Origin of the sequence: Leptospira sarikeiensis (genome assembly GCF_004769615.1) — a bacterium.
Classification (GTDB): Bacteria; Spirochaetota; Leptospiria; order Leptospirales; family Leptospiraceae; genus Leptospira_B; species Leptospira_B sarikeiensis.
In genome coordinates this window covers 222,163-240,780 of sequence record NZ_RQGF01000030.1, presented here as the reverse complement: position 1 = coordinate 240,780, position 18,618 = coordinate 222,163, and the positions used below count along the sequence as shown (strand labels likewise).

17 protein-coding genes are annotated in these 18,618 nt (G+C 40.4%); 7 read left to right on the top strand and 10 right to left on the bottom strand.

Features of this window, described 5'->3' with window-relative positions:
• Window positions 1-27: 27 nt before the first annotated feature.
• From EHQ64_RS16035 to EHQ64_RS16025, 3 genes are all read right to left on the bottom strand, one after another.
• Window positions 28-1,407 carry a dihydrolipoyl dehydrogenase gene (locus EHQ64_RS16035; protein ID WP_135650814.1) on the bottom strand — a complete coding sequence of 460 codons (1,380 nt, stop codon included), beginning with the start codon at window positions 1,405-1,407 and terminating at the stop codon, window positions 28-30.
• A gap of 171 nt (window positions 1,408-1,578) precedes the next feature.
• Window positions 1,579-2,394, bottom strand: coding sequence for a hydroxyacylglutathione hydrolase family protein (locus tag EHQ64_RS16030; RefSeq protein ID WP_135650813.1), 816 nt, complete (start codon window positions 2,392-2,394; stop codon window positions 1,579-1,581).
• A gap of 21 nt (window positions 2,395-2,415) precedes the next feature.
• Complete coding sequence (locus tag EHQ64_RS16025) at window positions 2,416-2,730, bottom strand: STAS domain-containing protein (protein WP_135650812.1); 315 nt, start codon at window positions 2,728-2,730, stop codon at window positions 2,416-2,418.
• 276 nt (window positions 2,731-3,006) lie between these two features.
• Here EHQ64_RS16025 and EHQ64_RS16020 point away from each other — a divergent pair, with 276 nt between their 5' ends.
• Window positions 3,007-3,963 (top strand): MBL fold metallo-hydrolase, encoded by a 957-nt coding sequence (locus tag EHQ64_RS16020; protein WP_135650811.1) that lies wholly within the window; start codon window positions 3,007-3,009, stop codon window positions 3,961-3,963.
• Window positions 3,964-3,994: 31 nt separating this feature from the next.
• The gene (gene glpK, locus EHQ64_RS16015) at window positions 3,995-5,488 is read left to right on the top strand and encodes a glycerol kinase GlpK (protein ID WP_135650810.1); all 1,494 of its coding nucleotides are present in this window, start codon (window positions 3,995-3,997) and stop codon (window positions 5,486-5,488) included.
• 1 nt (window position 5,489) lies between these two features.
• Here the strand turns inward: glpK and EHQ64_RS16010 are convergent, their stop codons facing one another.
• The 6 genes from EHQ64_RS16010 to sppA all read right to left on the bottom strand — a co-directional run bounded on the left by EHQ64_RS16010 (window position 5,490) and on the right by sppA (window position 11,316).
• Window positions 5,490-6,764 carry a hypothetical protein gene (locus EHQ64_RS16010; RefSeq protein WP_135650809.1) on the bottom strand — a complete coding sequence of 425 codons (1,275 nt, stop codon included), beginning with the start codon at window positions 6,762-6,764 and terminating at the stop codon, window positions 5,490-5,492.
• A 23-nt stretch (window positions 6,765-6,787) separates the two neighbouring features.
• Window positions 6,788-7,078, bottom strand: a complete 291-nt coding sequence (locus tag EHQ64_RS16005) for a hypothetical protein (RefSeq protein ID WP_135650808.1) — start codon at window positions 7,076-7,078, stop codon at window positions 6,788-6,790.
• A 50-nt stretch (window positions 7,079-7,128) separates the two neighbouring features.
• On the bottom strand, window positions 7,129-8,109 hold the full coding sequence (locus tag EHQ64_RS16000; RefSeq protein ID WP_135650807.1) for a PP2C family protein-serine/threonine phosphatase: 981 nt from the start codon (window positions 8,107-8,109) through the stop codon (window positions 7,129-7,131).
• Window positions 8,106-8,723 carry a hypothetical protein gene (locus tag EHQ64_RS15995; protein WP_135650806.1) on the bottom strand — a complete coding sequence of 206 codons (618 nt, stop codon included), beginning with the start codon at window positions 8,721-8,723 and terminating at the stop codon, window positions 8,106-8,108. The genes EHQ64_RS16000 and EHQ64_RS15995 overlap by 4 nt, the downstream gene beginning before the upstream one ends.
• A 158-nt stretch (window positions 8,724-8,881) precedes the next feature.
• A complete protein-coding gene (locus EHQ64_RS15990; RefSeq protein ID WP_135650805.1) occupies window positions 8,882-10,297 on the bottom strand; it encodes an MBOAT family O-acyltransferase in 1,416 nt (471 codons plus the stop codon).
• A 23-nt stretch (window positions 10,298-10,320) separates the two neighbouring features.
• Window positions 10,321-11,316, bottom strand: coding sequence for a signal peptide peptidase SppA (gene sppA / locus EHQ64_RS15985; protein ID WP_135650804.1), 996 nt, complete (start codon window positions 11,314-11,316; stop codon window positions 10,321-10,323).
• Window positions 11,317-11,486: 170 nt separating this feature from the next.
• Here sppA and EHQ64_RS15980 point away from each other — a divergent pair, with 170 nt between their 5' ends.
• The 5 genes from EHQ64_RS15980 to EHQ64_RS15960 all read left to right on the top strand — a co-directional run bounded on the left by EHQ64_RS15980 (window position 11,487) and on the right by EHQ64_RS15960 (window position 17,151).
• Window positions 11,487-12,359, top strand: a complete 873-nt coding sequence (locus EHQ64_RS15980) for an aldose epimerase family protein (protein WP_135650803.1) — start codon at window positions 11,487-11,489, stop codon at window positions 12,357-12,359.
• Between the two features lie 78 nt (window positions 12,360-12,437).
• The gene (locus EHQ64_RS15975) at window positions 12,438-14,132 is read left to right on the top strand and encodes a DNA repair helicase XPB (protein ID WP_135650802.1); all 1,695 of its coding nucleotides are present in this window, start codon (window positions 12,438-12,440) and stop codon (window positions 14,130-14,132) included.
• Between the two features lie 19 nt (window positions 14,133-14,151).
• Window positions 14,152-15,369, top strand: a complete 1,218-nt coding sequence (locus tag EHQ64_RS15970) for a pyridoxal phosphate-dependent aminotransferase (RefSeq protein ID WP_135650801.1) — start codon at window positions 14,152-14,154, stop codon at window positions 15,367-15,369.
• Between the two features lie 4 nt (window positions 15,370-15,373).
• The gene (locus EHQ64_RS15965; protein ID WP_135650800.1) at window positions 15,374-16,363 is read left to right on the top strand and encodes an SH3 domain-containing protein; all 990 of its coding nucleotides are present in this window, start codon (window positions 15,374-15,376) and stop codon (window positions 16,361-16,363) included.
• Window positions 16,348-17,151: an alpha/beta fold hydrolase gene (locus EHQ64_RS15960; RefSeq protein ID WP_135650799.1), complete on the top strand. Its 804-nt coding sequence runs from the start codon at window positions 16,348-16,350 to the stop codon at window positions 17,149-17,151. Before EHQ64_RS15965 ends, EHQ64_RS15960 begins: the two co-directional genes overlap by 16 nt.
• Here the strand turns inward: EHQ64_RS15960 and EHQ64_RS15955 are convergent.
• Window positions 17,129-18,592, bottom strand: coding sequence for a sodium:solute symporter family transporter (locus EHQ64_RS15955; RefSeq protein ID WP_135650798.1), 1,464 nt, complete (start codon window positions 18,590-18,592; stop codon window positions 17,129-17,131). The two genes, EHQ64_RS15960 and EHQ64_RS15955, sit on opposite strands and share 23 nt — an antisense overlap.
• Between the last annotated feature and the right edge of the window lie 26 nt (window positions 18,593-18,618).

Below are 18,618 nucleotides of genomic sequence, written 5' to 3'. Positions count from 1 at the left end.
AAGCCCTGTTTAGACAATCTTTTGGCTTTAGGTAGAGCTTAAGATTTCTCTTGCCTTTCTTGCCGCGTTCCTCGCGATTTCGGGTAAGGCAGGGTGAACATAAATCATTTTTAGCAAGTCATCTAGAGTCCCACCCATTGTCATCAGGAGTATAAAAAGATGGATCAGATTGGATGCCTCGTCACCGATGATATGGGCTCCGAGGACCTTTCTAGATTTCGGACTTACTAATATTTTGACGAATTGATCCTCGGATAGTCTAGCCATTCCTGTTGCACTACTGGAATATGGATTGATCGCGGAAATATATTCTATGCCTTCTGCTTGGAGTTGTTGCTCCGTTTTGCCCACTCCTGCCACCTGTGGATGGGTAAATACTGAATGGGGGACAGGAGGGTATTCGACCGGTGTTCTTTTTTTGTCCAAATACAAGGACTGGAATAATGCCTCTCCCTCAAAGTTTACGGAATGTCGGAAGAAATGTTTTCCAATGATATCACCAAATGCATAGACTCCCTCTGCAGTGGTTTCTAAGTATTCGTTTGTTTTGATAAAACCTTTCCTATCGGTTTGAATGCTCGTATGCTGGAGGTCCAACCAGTCCGTATTGGGTTTTATGCCAGTTGCAACAAGAAGAGCTTCTCCCTCTAAAAAGAATGTTTCTTTGGAATTTTTGCATTCCAATCGGAAGATGCCGTTTTGATATTCTACTTTGGTGACTTCCGTTCCGAGTCTTACATCCTCTTTTTTGCTGAAGGCCTTTTCGAAACCGTCTACTATATCCTTATCTTCATGAGAGAGCATTCTATTCCGGACGATAAATGTTGTCTTGGATCCGAATGCGGAATAAGCGAAGCCTAACTCTAAACCGATATATCCGCCTCCGATCACAAGAAGACGTTTCGGAAGTTCGGTCCTTCTGAGAGCTTCTCTGCTTGTCATAAACGGAGTTCCTGCAAGTCCAGGGATATCCGGGATAGAAGGCCTACAACCTGCCGTTATAAAGATCCTATCTGCGGTTAGAAGTTCTCCGTTCACTTTGAGGACTTTATCTTCTACGAATCTGCCTTCGTAAGGATAGAAGTCTATATTCGGATTTTTCTCATAAGCGGGAATGATGCTGTCAGAATCTGCATCTACAGTTGCAGAAACTCTTTCCACCAAGGTTTTAAAATCTACGGAGAATGGGCCGGGAATCCCCAATTGGAATTTGGAAACATCTTTTGCCTGGGCTAGGATCTCGGCAGGGTAGATTAACATTTTGGAAGGAATGCAACCCCGATTCAGGCAGGTTCCTCCTAACCGATCTTTTTCTAAAATGGCGACTTTGTATCCTAATTTGGAAGGTGGAGTGACTAGTTTGGTCCCTCCGCCGGAACCGATTACAAGAATATCATACTTTTTCATGAGGCTTATTCAATGGAGAATTGGAGGTAAATATTGGAAAAGAATTCTTTTGAGAAAACTATGAACAAATTCGGAATTTTAAACTCTTTGTTTTCCTGATCCACAAAATATTAGATCGATCTGCCTTTCATTTCGGAGAAATAAATCTGAAAGAGGGCCTTATTTCAGGGATCACCATTTGTCTCTGAGGGAACGTAAAGAAATAAAGAGAGTTTTTGGATCTGAAGGAAGAGTGGGACTTCCGGATTTATTCCGGATCCCGGAGATTAAATTTTCTTTCGGATCGAATATTAGGAAGAACGGATTAAATGTTCTTTCTTCCGAAAAATTGGTGGTCCAAAATTCCACATCATCTTTCAAACCTTCCACTTTAGCCAATGCCTTACTTGCTGCTTCATTTTTCGGATCAATAGAAAGGCTGAATCTAAGATTATTTTTCATATAATCATGACCCGGATAGAGACGAACGGAACCCGGAAGTGTTTGGAATTCTTTCAGAACAGTTTCATATAGAGTAGAAGGATCTCCACCTCTTGTGCAATTTCCGACACCTGAATTGAAGATCGTATCTCCTGTAAAAACGGAAACAGGCGTCCCATTCTCCATTTGTAAAAGACATATATGAGCGAAAGTATGCCCAGGCGTATAGAGAACTTCTAGATAAGAAGATCCGGATTGATTTTCCAAAAGTCTTTCTTTTTCCAAGAGAGCTCTTTTTGCATGGGGAATCTTATTCATTCCACCCGGATGAGCCAAAACTTCGCAGCCGTATTTTTGGAACAGGCCTTCGTTCCCGGAAGTATGGTCATGATGTTCGTGGGTATTCAGAATATAATCTAGGTTCCAGGATTTGGATTCTAGAATTTCCGAAATTTGATCCGGATCGAATGGATCGATGGATAAAGTTTTACCAGTTTCTGGTTCTCTAACTAAATAGGAAAAATTTCTTAAGGGACTGTTTGTGTAAATTCTCAGAACTTCCAGCATGGAAATTAGAAGAAATACTTTTTACTGGATAATGTCCAGATGTTTGTCTAGGTTCGCGATCCTTAAAATCGTCATCACATCTCTACTCAAATTTCTAAGTTTGAGATGACCATGTCTTTCTGTGACGTATTTTTGGGTATTGAAGATCGCACCTATGCCAGAGGAATCAAGATACACATCTCCCTCGAAATCGAGTATGATATCCTTATGCCCCTCGTCAAACTGTCGAATGATGAGTTCTTTTAACGCGAATGCGTTCTTTAGGCTTACGTTCCCCTGGATCTTGACTATACAAGACCCTTGTTCTAGGGATACATCTGTTTGAAAACCTTCCAATGAGTGGCTCCGACTCTCTATTTCTCTGACTATCCTGGGGCTAAAAAACAACGGATCCCTTAAGAAAACTGAGAATAAATTTCCAAACCGGAAGGGAACCCGATCCAATAGACTAATTTGTGGCAAAGAGGAGGTAAACTCTTTTTTAGAACGAAAATAGATCGAAATCTATTTCAAATAAAATAAGAAATAGCTCGCAAAAAGGAAGGATTCGGGAAAACTGAGTGCTCTAATTTCTTACGAAAACCACCTGTTTCGGACGATATTTAAGACTGTATGCGGATCAAATTTTGGGGAGTGCGGGGCTCCATTTCTTCCCCCGTCCAGGGTGACCTGATTCGATCTAAGATTCTCAGAATTCTTAGCCTAGCTTCTCCGTCTGATCTCCAAAGTCCGGAGGCCATAGAGGATTTTTTAGACTCTCTGGCTTTATCCAATTGGAGCACCTACGGTGGAAATACGACCTGTATCGAGATCAGAGATAAGGAAGACAAACTAGTCATCATAGACGGAGGTACAGGTCTTCGAGAATTGGGGAACTCAATCCTTCACGAAGGTTACGCTTCCGGAAAAGGGAAGGCAGTTTGGATCTTCACCCATACTCATTGGGATCATATCCAAGGAATTCCTTTCTTCGTTCCTCTTTATACTCCTGGAAATAAATTCGAATTCGTAAGTTCAGTAGAGAACTTGGAAGAAAGACTTAGATACCAACATAATTTCACTCATTTCCCTGTCGCATTCGACGGGTTCCAGGCAGAAAAAGTATTTCGTCATGTTCCGGAGGGAAGAGCCTTCCGAGTCACGGATTCAGTGACTGCGATTTCCAAGGCGGTTCGACACCCTGGAGGAAGTTTTTCCTATCGTTTTGAAGAAGACGGTAAGGCACTTATCTTCGCGTCAGATGCAGAGTTCAATCTGGATGAGATGGAGAATATAGAGGACTATCTGAATTATTTCAGAGGAGCCGATGTGCTCGTCTTCGATACTCAATATACATTTGAAGAATCTTTGCAGAAGATCGACTGGGGGCATAGCACTGCTTCTATGGCCACAGATATTGCTCTTAGAGCGAATGTTAAAAAATTAGTCATGTTCCACCATGATCCTTCTTATGATGATGAAAAATTGGACGCAGTCTATTTGCGAGCGATCAAATACAAAGAAATGTTTGATCCGGATAACCAATTAGAGATCATCATGGCCAGAGAAGGTCTGGAAATCCAAATTTAATCTTTAAGCTAGTCGATCAGGGAGAAATCGGATGAGCGAATATATAATCGGGATCGATGCCGGCACCACCGGTATACGTACTTTTTGTTTTAGTAAATCCGGAACGGTGATCTCAAGCGCCTATTCCGAGTTTAAACAATATTTTCCGAAACCGGGCTGGGTAGAACATGACCCTGAAGAGATCTGGGCAAAGACAGAAAAATTGATCTTAAAAGCGATCCGTAACGGAAAATTAAAACCTGAAAAAGCGGTCGCGATCGGGATCACAAACCAAAGAGAAACTACTGTATTATTTGATAAGGATACCGGGGCTCCGGTTTATAATGCGATTGTTTGGCAATGTCGTAGGACATCCGACTTTTGTTCCGGTCTCAAGAAAGAAGGTTTAGAGCCTACATTCAGAAGAAAGACAGGACTCGTAGTAGATGCCTACTTTAGCGGGACCAAGATTCGTTGGATCTTGGATAATGTAAAAGGGGTTCGAGCAAGAGCGGAGAAAGGGAAGGTATTATTCGGAACGATTGATACGTATTTATTGTATCGTTTGACAGCAGGTAAATCACATAAAACGGATCACACCAATGCAAGTAGAACTCTCATCTTCAACATTGAAAAGAAAGAATGGGATAAGGAATTATTAAAAATCCTGCAAATACCGGAAGCGATCCTACCTGAGACCCATAATTCCAGTAGTCTATTCGGAAGAACGGAAGGTGTAAAAGGACTTTCGGATGGGATACCGATCTCTTCTCTAGTCGGAGACCAACAAGGTGCACTTTTCGGACAATTATGCACTGAGCCTGGAGAGGCAAAGAACACATACGGAACCGGATGTTTCTTACTGTTCAATACTGGAAATAAGCTCCAGATCTCTAAAAATAATCTGATCACTACACTTGCATGCGGGCCGGAAGGAAAAACAGTCTATTGTTTAGAAGGTTCTATCTTTATAGGTGGAGCGGTTATCCAGTATCTACGAGATAATTTAAGATTTTTTAAAGAATCCAAACTTTCAGAAAAAATGGCCTCTTCTGTGACCAAAGAAGATGAGGTGGTATTTGTTCCTGCGTTCTCGGGTCTCGGTGCTCCTTACTGGGATATGAATGCTAGAGGTGCTATTTTAGGATTAACTCGTGACACTACCCAAGAGCAGATCACTAGAGCTGCCTTAAAATCGATTGCATTACAATCTTATGAACTTGTGGAAGCTATGGAGAATGATACAGGTTCCAAATTGAAAGTCCTAAAAGTGGATGGGGGAGCAACCGCTAATAATTGGCTCATGCAATACCAAGCGGATATTCTGGGTAAAAAGATCGTAAGGCCTTCTAACCTAGATACTACCGTCTTAGGCGCTGCATACTTAGCGGGATTGGAGAGAGGATTTTATTCTTCCGTAAACGATCTGAAAAAGAACCAAAAGACGAGTAAGGAATTTACTCCTAAATTGGTAGGAAGTTTAAGAGAGAAAGAAATTCGGGTTTGGAAAAATTCGGTCAAAAGAATACTTTCCACAGAATCCTAAACTAATAAGAAAAAGAGAGCAGGCTAAATTCCAAAGGTTTTCTTTCGGAGCTAATGCCTGCTCCTACGATTAATTTTGCCTGATCATATTTCGGGATTTCTAAAATAGAATCGGGTGAAATTTTGAAAAATTCGTATGTATCTTTTTCTTTTTTAGAAAGATAGATATCCATTCGAATCACTTCCATATATTTCAGGACTCTAAATAAGATTTTATCCGAAGTAACGGAATATAATTCTATTTCGTTCCGAGTTCGATTTAGATTAAATTTTTCTCCAGAGATCCCTTCAAACTTTACTTCAATTTTCAGGCTATCTTCTTCTTCGGAAGTTTTATAGACGGAGAAATTTCCTTCTTCATAATAGATCCTTCTGGAAAATCGTCTGAATATTTCCTTTTCTACGATTTCAGGAAAGGACTCTCCGGGTTCAGGTTTCTTAGAAGGACCATCCAAGATCTGTTTCCATTTGTTTTTGGAAACGTTCCTTTCTACCATTTTGCGGACCGGAGGAGAAAGTTTTGGAACTGAAAATTTTAGGATCCTTTCATCCAATTTGTTTAAAATAGAATTTAAAAAAGGACCATGAATTAAAGGAAGGATCTCGATAGAAAAGATCCTATCACGTAGAAATTTCGCGAATTCTATTTCAAAAGTGAAAAGATTCGATACCAATTGTTGTTCTTCTCTTGGAGTTCCTGCATATAAGATCTTTACCAAACGGAACAGGTAGGTTTTACTTTCAGGATCGAAATATAGTTCTTCTATCTTTTGAATGACTGCTTCTTCATCCAATTCTGGATTCACTATATCCCTTAGAGAAAGATATTTTGTGGAAAACATTCTCCTTCTCAGAGTTCTAAAAAGTGAAAATTTTCCGTTCACAGTTGGTCCGATCTGTGTGAGTCTATTTTCTCTTTGGATTAGAACCGGGAGATTGGCTAAGGTCCTATAAGGATTGGATTTGATCTGGTATTCATTCCCTTCATGTATCTCAGAGGATTCTTTAGGGAATTTGGACTCTTCAGAATAGAGGGCACCATTTTCGAAACGTAAATAGGGCGGTGTTTGGATCGCGGAACTCGGAATCACTCTTCGATCGTATTCCATTTCGTATAGAAATTTCGGAATAATAGAAGGTTCTGAATAAAGATGAGGAAGTTCTTCTATCGTTGATAAAGGGAAATCGTAAAAGGGAGAAATTTTGGAAGATACTCTTGCGACAGAGTCCGGATTACAAAAGAAAAAATGATAATTTTCCCCTTCGAAATAGATCATCTCTGCCTATTTAAACCAAGGGATTAATAATCTTCTTCTACTAAATCAGGAGCTAAAACGGAAAGACCCGGTGCCTTTGTTTCTCGTTTAGAAAGTTTAGAGATGAGTTGTTTTTTGAAAGCGGTCCAATCATACGTATGTTTTAAGGATTCGATTTCCGAATCGCAACCGTATTGTAGGAAGTCCAATGTCTCTTCTTCCGTCATGCCTGTGACTAAGGTGGAATCGGTGACTACTCTTAGGATCTTTCGGATATCTCTTTCATTCCAGACAAGTGTCCCTGTAAGTCTAGATATCCAGTATTCTTGGTCCATTCTTACAGATTCAGGGAAGAATACGGTTTGTTCAAGATGAAATTCTCGGCCTAAAATTTTCTGATCACAAGTAGACTCATGTCGTCTTGGATCCTACCGCCGGTATGTTTGACTACGTCTGTAAACAGATCATCTATGAGTTTACGTATATTTTTTTTGGGGGCAGTTTCTAAGAATTTGTAGAGGTTCTCTCCATAGTATCCGCCAATACTTTTGTTTTTTTGTTCAAAAAGGCCGTCCGTAAAACAGAAAAGTATATCATCCTTCTCCATCTTAAAACTCTGGGAAGGTTTTGCTTTTTTTAAGGGAGAGTTCATCACAGTAGAAAGGAATTTCCCGTCGGTGCTAAGAACAGTTGTAGTATTTTCCTTACTACTGTATAGGACCAAACTAGGATGGATCCCTGAATGTAAAAAATTTCCTTTTCTGTCTGCCTTCATTAATAGAAAAGTAGCATATAAACTTCTATGAATATGAGGATAGGTTGCACTTCTTTCTTCCAAATGTTCTATCATTTGATCTATGATCTCATGAGGTGTTTCGGATTTATGAACAAGGTGGCTCATCTGGTGCATGATCATCAAACTGAATAGACCAGCCACATAACCATGACCGGAAGTATCTCCGATCCCCATCCAATAATTCCCGTTTTGGTCTTTTAGAAAATTATAGAAGTCCCCACCGATCGGATTATAGGTCATACATCTTCCGCGGATCTCGTAGTTCTCATCTACATAGTCCAAAGGAAGAACGTAGTTTTGCATCCTACTGTCTCCTCTTCTGAATCGTTTGATGATCTTTCCGAATTCCTGTTCTTTAGGAAGAATTCTTTCAGTGATAAATAGAACGAAAGCTGAGAAATTAATGAATAGGGTAAAACAACAGACGAGGAGTAGAACGATCGGCACTTTAACCGGAGGAGTGTAAAATTTTAAACCGATCCCCAAACAACCCAAAATGGAAAAATTCAGGACGATCAATACCGGCCAGGCGTCCTTTATATATTGTTTGAGTGTTGTAGAACTTCTCATTTTACCTTATAATAGGCATGGCCTTGGTATTCCTTCTTGGAATAATTCCTACGAGAGATCCGAAATAGTTCGTCTTCCTCATATGGTTTTTTTGTTCCTTCTACTACACCGAAGGGTTTTTCCCTATAACCTGATTCATAGATCATCGGGATCAAAGTATCGTTCGAAGAATCGTAATGATACAATAGTTTGTGAGAAGATTCGAGAGAATTTATTTCGGTTTCGGAGATTTGTTTTCCGTCTTTCCAAACGGATTCTTCTTTTCTGATCTTCTCAGTTAAGAGTAATAACCAATTTCCTCTAGACTCATAAGTCCCGGATCCATCTATACGAATACGACGAACGGTTCCTTTTTCTTCGATCTCCCTTAAGTAGGTCTTTTGGAAAGATTTTTTAAGATCGGAAAAATGTAAGATTTCGGATTGGTTTTCTTTATAAGAGGTGGATGTAAGAGGAGAGAAGGGAGGCAGTTTTTTTGCGTATCTGCCTTTTAGAAAAGTATCGGAAGAAGATTCGGGTTGCTCCGGTAAATGGCGGATCCAGGAAGGAGGAAAACAGTAAACAAAGGATAAAAAGAGAATGAGTATCCCAAAAGTCCTTAGTTTACTTTTCATAATAGGAGTTCCGCGTCTGAAAGAAAATTACATTATTTGCAAGTTTCTTTCAGGATCAGACCTCCAGATTCCCTTAATGGCTCCCGAAAGGCAAACGGAAATATTCCAATAGTTTCTAAAACGATGCTTCAAGAGCCTAAAACTTTTAGCTCAGACTCTTAAAATTGGAAGTAAATAAATTCTCCACCTCCGTCCCCAAAAATACCCATTAATAAGAGTATTATAATGGAGAAGGCAGGCAATAACCATCTAAAACGAAGTTGGATCTTTTCTCTAATACGTGGGTAATATTGAACCGCATTCCAGAAGAATGTTAGAATAATAAAGACTGCTAATTCTTCCCATCTAAGAAGAGCTTTTCCTCCGATGAAGTTTAGGAAACCGCCAAAATATTCTCCAGCAAGTCGTAGAGAATCTTTTCCTGCGACTCCCGTCCTAAAGAATATCCCGGAGATGGCAAATAGATGTACGATGAGTGCAACTTTCCAGAATCGTTTCCAACCTCTAGGCTCTACTTCTTTTTTGGGATCTCCGGAGAAGAATCTTTCGATGCCAAGGATCAGACCTAAATAAGCTCCCCATAATATATAACCGAAGTTTGCCCCATGCCATAAACCTCCTAAGGTCATGGTGATCATGGAATTTCCTTGGGTTCTCCAGAAACCGCCTCTACTTCCTCCCAGAGGAATATATAGATAATCCTTTAACCAAGTGGATAAGGTAACATGCCAACGTCCCCAGAATTCTCTAAACGTAGGAGAGAGGAAAGGTCCTCTAAAGTTTTCAGGGATCTCATATCCTAATAGATAAGCGGAACCTCTCGCGATATCCGTATATCCGCTGAAATCACAATATACCTGACTCGCAAATCCGAAAGTGACCAGATACAAACTGAAGAAATTATATTCTCCAGGGTGTTGATAAATTCCGGAGATTATCCCGGAAATATTATCAGCGATCACAACCTTCTTAAACAAACCCGAAAGAATTAGAAAGACTCCCCATTGAACACGATTGAAATCGATCGCAGGTTTATCTAGTTTAGGAAGAAAATCCGTAGTCCTCATGATCGGTCCTGCGATCAATTGAGGGAAGAATAAGATAAACAGAAAATAATCTAAGGCTGAAATTCTTTCCGGAACATGATCCCTATGAATATCCACTTGTAATGCAACAAGTTGGAATGTGTAAAAGCTGATCGCAAGAGGAAGCGGGATATGGAACCCTTTTCCGAATTCCGAAAACTTAAGAGAGTTTGTAAAGAAGTCCAAACTATCCAAGAAGAAATAGAAATACTTGAAGAATGCCAGGTTTACGAAGTTCAGAACGATGATCCAGATGAGAAGTCTGGAAGTGGATTTACCTTCTCTTTTCTTTTCCCAAAGTTTGAGGGAAAAATAAAAATTCACCCCGATCACTAGCAAGAAATGGATAGAGAAAGCGGCGCCTGAATATCCGTAGAATAGTAAAGAGGAGATTAAAAGTAATGGTTTTCTTCCTTTTTGAGGAAGAAGCCAATACAATAAAAACGTAAAAGAGAATAAGCCTATAAAGGGAAGGGAATTAAAAAGCATTTTTGAATTCTTTTGAAATAACCTTATTCCGGTGAAAATAGATAATGGATCTTATGATCCGGAGAAATTCTAAACGGCAATAAGGACTCGAGTAGAGTTGGCCCAGTAGAAGTATCACTGTCTATTTGGTAGAAATTTTCCGGAGTCGGTCCTTTATAAGAATAGAAAACGATCTTAGGAGCTTGGCCTGAACTTGGTTTATAACCTGGAAGTTTTGTGACCTGAACGACCGCGTCCTCAAAATAACCGATGGAATCTATGAGCCCGTTTTCCAACGCTTGGTTTGCAGAATAAATTCTACCGTCCGCGAGTTTTCTGAGTTCGGATTCTTTTATCTTAGGTCTTCCTTTTTTGATGATACTCAAGAATCTCTCGTAGTTTTCCATAATGATATCTTGGAAAACTTTCTTTTGTTCAGGAGTGAATTCTTCCACAGGGTTTCCAGTCGCCTTGTTTGGACCGGAACGGATTGTGCTACTCTTGATCCCTAATTTATCCAGAGCTTCCTTTGCATTGATCCCGAATCTAAGAACTCCGATGGAACCGGTGATCGTTGTTGGATGAGCTTGGATATGATCGGTCGCCATACTCAAATAATATGCACCGGAGGCAGCGGTATCCATGAACAGAGAGAGAACCGGAACATTCTTCCTTTTTTTGAATTCCAAAATTTCATGATGGATCAGATCACTTGCAGTTACTGAGCCGCCCGGAGAATCGATCTTTAAGATCACAGCTTTGATTGCAGGATCTTTTTCCGCCATGGAAAGATATGTTTTGATCCTACTTACGATACTGTCCTTATCTCCGCTTAAAAAACTTCCGGAAGATTTTTTATCCGAAATTTCTCCCTCGATCGGAATCAGTAATATTTTATCTAGACCTTCTGTAGAAGATCCTGTGACTAATTTTTCCTTTGGAATTGGAGAAGTCTGATTTGGAAAGGAAAGGAATAAACAATTGCTAAAGAATAAGAATGATATTGTAAAAAGAACGGATTTATAGGGAAGGAATTTCATCTACAAGCCTCCGGTCCATATTGGGAAGGCCGGGTATCGCTTCAATTCCTTTCCATGCAGGTATTCCTTCAAAAAAAAGTCCTAGATCCGTTTTTTACTTTCCCTCTCAGGCTAGTTTTCCCAACCTCTTTCCCGCAATGTATGAATTTCGGACGGAGAACTCTCGTTTTTTGACCGACGGGACCCAATGGATTTCCTGGGACTGGACGCATCCAACGACTAGAGAAACGTTCCCGATTATCTTTCCTTATGATAAAAAAATAAGTATATTCGAATCCGGTAATTTTCTCATGTTCCCATGGGTGAATCGTCATGCTTCTCCGGAGTTCCTTATTGGTGGAAAAAAATGGGAAGCAAGCGAACCTATCAGAGACTCGAATGAATTTCCCGTTCATGGTCTTGTGCACTCATTAGAAAGAAAACTTCTGAAACTGAGACAGGACGGAAAAGGAGCAGAGTTTAGAGTGATCTTTCCGGATTCCTGGAGAGATTCTGCACTTTCAGGAATTGCGATCAGAGAAGAATATTCAATCGAAGAAACTTTATCCGGGACTCTTCTGACAGTGAAGACTAAATTTAATAATCTAAGATCCGATTCGATCCGTTTTGCATATGGATATCATCCTTATTTGGATCTAGGAAAGAAGGAAGAAGATTGGAAATTAAGTCTTTACCTGGATAAAAATCTGGAATTGAACGAGAACCTAGTTCCGATCCAACCGTTTATTTCCAACTCGATCCAATCCGTTCTAGACGGAGAAAGTATTCCGAAACTAGATCATTTATTTTATGGAAAGGAACCTAGAGTAGTACTCGAGAATCTAAAAAATAAATACTCCGTTACCATTTTAAGTCCTCCTCCTGAAGAAGGACAAATTCCATTAAATTATTATCAAATTTATACGAAACCAGATCATTCTGCGATCGCTGTCGAACCTTGTAGTGCTCCAGGTAATGCATTATTGTCCGGACAGGATCTGAAAGAGCTAAAAGGACATTCTGAAACGTTCGGAGAATTCAGAATTTTGGTGAGATCTGCATGATTCGGCCTTATAATCGCTTTCTTCTTGACAAGGAAGGGGTCATTTTCAGTCTAAGTTTTAGGGGAGTTCCGCATCCAAATGAGTAAACCGTTAATCGTTCAAAGTGATAAGACAATGCTTTTAGAGGTGGATAATCCTGAATTCGAAGCCTGCCAGCTAGTCGTATCCAAATTCGCGGAATTGGAAAAAAGTCCGGAGTATTTGCATACGTACAGAATTTCTCCACTTTCTCTTTGGAACGCAGCATCCATTAAGATGAGCGCGGACGAGATCGTAGAATGTTTAGAAAAATATTCCAGATACTCTGTTCCAAAAAACGTAGTAAATGAGATCAAAGAACAGATCGGACGCTACGGAAAAGTTAAACTAGTAAAAGAAGAGAACGGCGATCTTTGTATCATCTCTAACGAAAAAGGATTTTTACAAGAGATTTCTAATCATAGAGCCGTTCAACCTTATATAGAGAAAACGGAAAACGAGAAGATCTATATCAAAAAAGAATTCCGTGGTCATATTAAACAAGCTCTCATCAAGATCGGTTTCCCAGTAGAGGACTTAGCCGGTTATGATGAAGGAAACAAATACGGATTCAATTTAAGACCTACAACCAAGTCCGGAAGAAAATTCGGAATGAGGGATTACCAACGCGCCTCTGTGGAAGTGTTCCACGCAGGTGGAGGAAACGAAGGTGGTTCCGGAGTGGTCGTTCTTCCTTGCGGTGCTGGGAAAACGATCGTAGGGATCGGTGTGATGCAGATCGTAGGAGCAGAAACCCTGATCCTAGTCACAAACACACTCTCTATTCGTCAGTGGAAAAACGAAATTTTAGACAAAACAGATATCCCTGAATCGGATATTGGCGAATACTCAGGCGAAGTAAAAGAGATCAAACCGATCACAATCGCTACTTATAATATTCTCACCCACAGAAAGAAGAAGGGAGGAGACTTCACCCACTTCCATCTATTCAGTGCGAATAACTGGGGACTCATCGTGTATGACGAGGTTCACTTACTTCCTGCACCTGTATTCAGAATGACCTCCGAATTGCAGGCAAAAAGAAGACTTGGACTTACGGCAACTCTAGTCCGAGAAGACGGGTTAGAAGAAGACGTATTTAGTTTGATCGGACCTAAAAAATACGATGTTCCTTGGAAGGAACTGGAAAGTAAATCCTGGATCGCGGAAGCGAAATGTAAAGAGATCCGAGTTTCCATGGAAGACGATCTCCGAATGAGATATTCTATCGCTGACGATCGTGAAAAGTTCCGTCTGGCTTCTGAAAACCCTGAAAAGCTAAAAGCGATCGGAATGATCATGAAGAAGCACTCAGAGTCTCATCTACTCGTGATTGGGCAATATATCAATCAGTTGGAAGAAATCTCTAAAACTTTCAAAATTCCTTTAATTACAGGAAAAACTCCTTTGGGAGAAAGACAGGAATTGTACGATGCCTTCAGATCGGGTCGGATCAAATCTTTGGTAGTAAGTAAGGTTGCAAACTTCTCCATTGACTTACCGGATGCGAATATCGCAATCCAGGTTTCCGGAACCTTCGGTTCTCGTCAGGAAGAGGCTCAGCGTTTGGGTCGAATTCTGAGGCCGAAAGGAGAGGACAACACTGCGGTTTTCTATTCTTTGATCTCGAGAGATACGAACGAAGAAAGATTCGGTCAGAACAGACAACTTTTCCTTACAGAGCAAGGATACGAATACGAAATATATACTCTAGACCAATTCAGAGAATCTCTGGAAGAAAAAGTCGGAGCTTAAAACAAAAAGAGAGGACCAAATGGAATGGAACGCGAGAAGGCTGGATGTGATCGAGCCTTCACCCACCCTAGCAATCAGCGCTAAGGCGGCAGAATTAAAAAAGAAAGGCGAAGACATTGTAAGTTTCGGAGCAGGTGAGCCTGATTTCGAAACACCGACTCATATTAAAGAAGCGGCTAAAAAAGCGATCGATAAGGGACAAACCAGATACACTGCAGTCTCCGGAACGGTAGAACTTCGCGACGCAATCATAACCAAATTCAAACGAGATAACGGACTGGAATATTCCAGAAACCAGATCATTGTAGGAACAGGTGGAAAGCAGGTAATCTATAACTTCTTCCTTGCAACCTTAAATCCTGGGGACGAAGTGATTATCCCGGCTCCTTACTGGGTAAGCTATGCGGATATCGTTCGTTTAGCAGAAGGAAAAGCGGTCATTGTTCCTACAACAAAAGAGCAGCAGTTCCGTATTTCTCCTGATCAATTAGAAAAAGCGATTACTCCTAAAACTAAGGTTGTTGTGATCAATTCACCTTCTAATCCTACAGGTTCAGCCTATACCAGAAAGGAATTGGAAGCGCTTGCTGAAGTGATCTTAAAACATAAGATCATGGTCTTAAGCGATGATATTTACGAAAGTATCGTGTTTGACGGATTCCAATTTTCGAATATTGCGATGCTCTCTCCTGAGTTAAAGGAACTTACTTTCGTAACAAACGGAGTTTCTAAGGCATATTCTATGACTGGATGGAGGATCGGTTATGGCGCTGGTCCATTAGAGATCATCCGAAATATGGATACGATCCAAAGTCAGTCTACTTCCAATCCTTCTTCTATCTCTCAGGCCGCTGCTGAAGCTGCTTTGACTGGGGACCAGGAATGTGTGAAGGTAATGGCCCAAGCATTCCAGAAAAGAAGAGATTTGATCGTAGGACTTTTAAATGCGATCCCGGGTGTGGAAGTAAATGTTCCACAAGGTGCGTTTTATGTGTTCCCATACCTGACTGGAGCTTACGAGACTGACGGTTTTAAAAAGCTCCAAGCTGCAAGTTCAGAGACAAGCAAGAGCAAATTATTCTGCGCTCATCTTTTGGATAAGTACAAAGTTGCTGCGGTTCCGGGGATTGCATTTGGAGACGATTATGCTCTTCGATTGTCCTATGCAATGGGCGAAGAAGACATCAAAAAAGGTGTCTCTAGAATTTCCGACATGGTAAGGGATTTCTCCCTATAATCCGATGATTTTACGCCGGCTGGTAACCTTCTTACTATTAGGGTTCTGTATCCAGCCGGTTTTCTCTCAGGAGAAAAAGCAGTTCATCGTTTTGGATCCGGGAGTAGAACTCTATCTATTTCCGGAAAAAAAATCGGAAGTGCTAAAGAGACTGCCTTTCGGAGAGATCCTCTCTTCTGAAAATCAAAAAGAAGCAGATTCAAAGTTCCAACTTCTAACGGATCGCGACGGGCTTACAGGCTGGGTGGATTCCCGTTCTCTTTTTAAAATGGGAAGTAAAGGAAGTTACCCCGTTATTACGAAAGCAATTGAAAAACTTTTGTATCAGGATTCCGGGCCGAATGAATTGGAATCCGTTTTTACTTACTTAACCAAAATAGAAGAAGGGCCTATTTTTCAAGGGAATGAGTATCTATTCTTGAAAGTGAGAAGACTTGTGGTCCTACAAAGGTATTTGGAAGTCCTACAGTCTCCTGAATACAGATCTAAATCCCGTCAAAAATTAGAAGACGTACTGAAAAACAATCCGAGCGAAGTAGGGGTATATTCTAAAACTGGAATATGGTCCGAAAATTTGACAAATAGCCCAGAAGGTTCTAAACTTAAGGTAAGGCCGGAAAGTTTTTGGAAGATTGCAGAAGCGTATCCGGATTCTAAACCCGGTGATTTTTCTGCATACTTGGCCGTAAAATATACACCGGAAGTTCGTTGTGGAAAGGATCCGATCTGTGTTTTACAAGATGAAGAAAATCGAAGATTGAAATATCTTCTTTTACAGCCGAATGGAAATTATGCTCCTATCTTCTCCACTCATCTAGAAAAACGACTTCTTTCCTTTTCTAAAGACAGAGAGACCTTGGTTTGTGATACAAAACTTCAAAAAGAACCTCAGCTCAAAAGTTTTAGAAGTAAGGTCCAAGAATTGCCTGCAAGGTACGGCAAAAAATTCTACTCTAAACTGAGAGTAATCGAAGAGGAATGTTTAAAGAAGTGAAACTTTTTTTTAAAGAGCATCCGGCAAAAGAAGGTTCAAGTCTTACAACTCCCATCATAATTTTACACGGTTTATTCGGTTCCTCCAAAAACTGGGTCACTGTTTCCGATTTTTTAAGCTCTTATTCTAAAGTTTATACTTTGGATCTAAGAAATCACGGAGACTCTCCTCATTCTCCCGATCATTCTTTAAGCCTGATGGCAGAAGATGTAAAAGAATTTTTGGACGATCATGGTCTCGAAAAAGTGATCTTACTAGGCCATTCCATGGGTGGACTTGTTGCGATGACATTCGCTTTAAAATATCCGGATCTGGTTTCCGATCTTATCATCCAAGATATTTCTCCCAGAGATTATGAGTTCAAGTATGAAGGGGAGCTTGCAGTTTTTCATACGGATCTTTCTAGTTTTAAGAATAGGCAGGAAATCGATTCTGTTGCGTCTCAGTTCGTTCCGAATCCATTCATACGTAATTTTCTTCTGATGAATTTGGATAGAATGGAAGATGGGAAATATCGTTGGAAGCTGAATGTAGAAGCGATTGAAAGATCTAAACGTGTATTTCAATCAGAGTTTAATGATCCTAACAAGACCTATCCTGGAAAAACATTATTCGTGATCGGAGGAGATTCGGAATATTTCCATCCAACAGACATTGAGATCGCTTCCAAATATTTTCCGAATGCAAAATTCGAAACGATCCCAGGTGGAGATCATTATATCCATTTTACTAAGGCGAAAGAATTCCAGGCAATTCTAACTTCCTTTATGGATTCGATTGTTTCTTAGGAAACAATTGCGCTGCTAAAATAGAAAGAGTCCAGAATAAGGACATTCCGAGCGGAACTAGAACTGTGAAATTATAGTTTTTGAGAGTCCCTGTAATTCCAGTTATCAAGATCGAACCGGCTAAAGAAAGAGAAAGTCCTAGATCGGAAACAGTAATTTTCTTTCTCAAGAATGGGATCACTTCCGTCAAAAAGACCGCGACCATGGACCCCACCGTAAAAGAGGAAATTTTCAGTCCTAATTCTAAAAGCCCTTTCGTATAATTTTCAGGCAAAGAAAAGAAGAAGAAGGAACTTAAGAATAATAAGATCCCAAAGAAGAAGGAAGAACTTTTTTGTCCTCCTAAAGACCAGCCGAAATCCGCCTTTGCCGTCAGAGATAATGAATTAATAGAGCTAGACAAAGTGGACATTGTAGAAGCAAGCACTGCAGAAAGAAGTAATCCTAAGAAAGGTGCAGGCACTTCTTCTATTAAAAATTTGGAAAATACCTTGTCTTGTGCTATCGTTTGTCCATTAAAACGATAGAATAAGAATGTTCCGATCGCTAAGAATAGGATCATTTGTAGGAACACTGCAATCCCGGATCCGATCATTGCTTTTTGTGCATCTTTTATGTTCCTTGCCGCCAAAGATCTTTGGATGAACATTTGGTCCGCACCGTGAGTCCCTAAACTTAAGAGAGCTCCACCAAGAACAGCCCAGGGTAAAAAGTAAGTCGCAGAAGAATTCTCCCATTCTAAAAACTTCAGTTTGCTCTGGGACCATGCAGAAGACAGGATCGCACCTGGATCGCTGCTTGTTTGGAAGAGTAAGAAGAGTGCGAATCCTCCTCCGAATATATAGATAAAATATTGCAGAGTATCCACCCAAACAACGGATCTAAAGCCGCCCTGCATCGTATACAATACTGTTATGATACTTACGATGAGTAATGTCGAAACTCCGATCGAATACTGGCTCGGAGAGTAAGGTAGGATCTTTTGCAGTCCTATTTCCAATAACATTGCGACCGGTAATGTAGACGCATATAAACGAACCCCATCTCCTAAGATCCGAGTTACTGAAAAAAGACCAGACATTGTTTTTTGGGATCTTCTACCAAAACGAGTTCCAACCCATTCATAAACAGAGAGAAAATTATGATGATAGGTAAGGGGGATGAGAACTAAGGCGACAACTGTCCTACCTAGGATATACCCGAATACAACTTGTAAGAATGTGAAATTGCCTGAGTAAGCAATTCCTGGAACAGAAAGGAAGGTTAATGCAGAGGTTTCCGTCGCTACGATGGAAAGAGAGAGTGGAATCCAAGAAAGAGATCTGTTCGCGAGAAAGAATTCCTTGGATTCGGAACTTTTATGGTCCGCTTTATAACCGGAATAGAGAACAATCCCGAAATAGAAAAATATCACAAGAGCGTCTGACCAAGCAAAATGCATACGCGAGCAATCTTTTCGGAAAGATG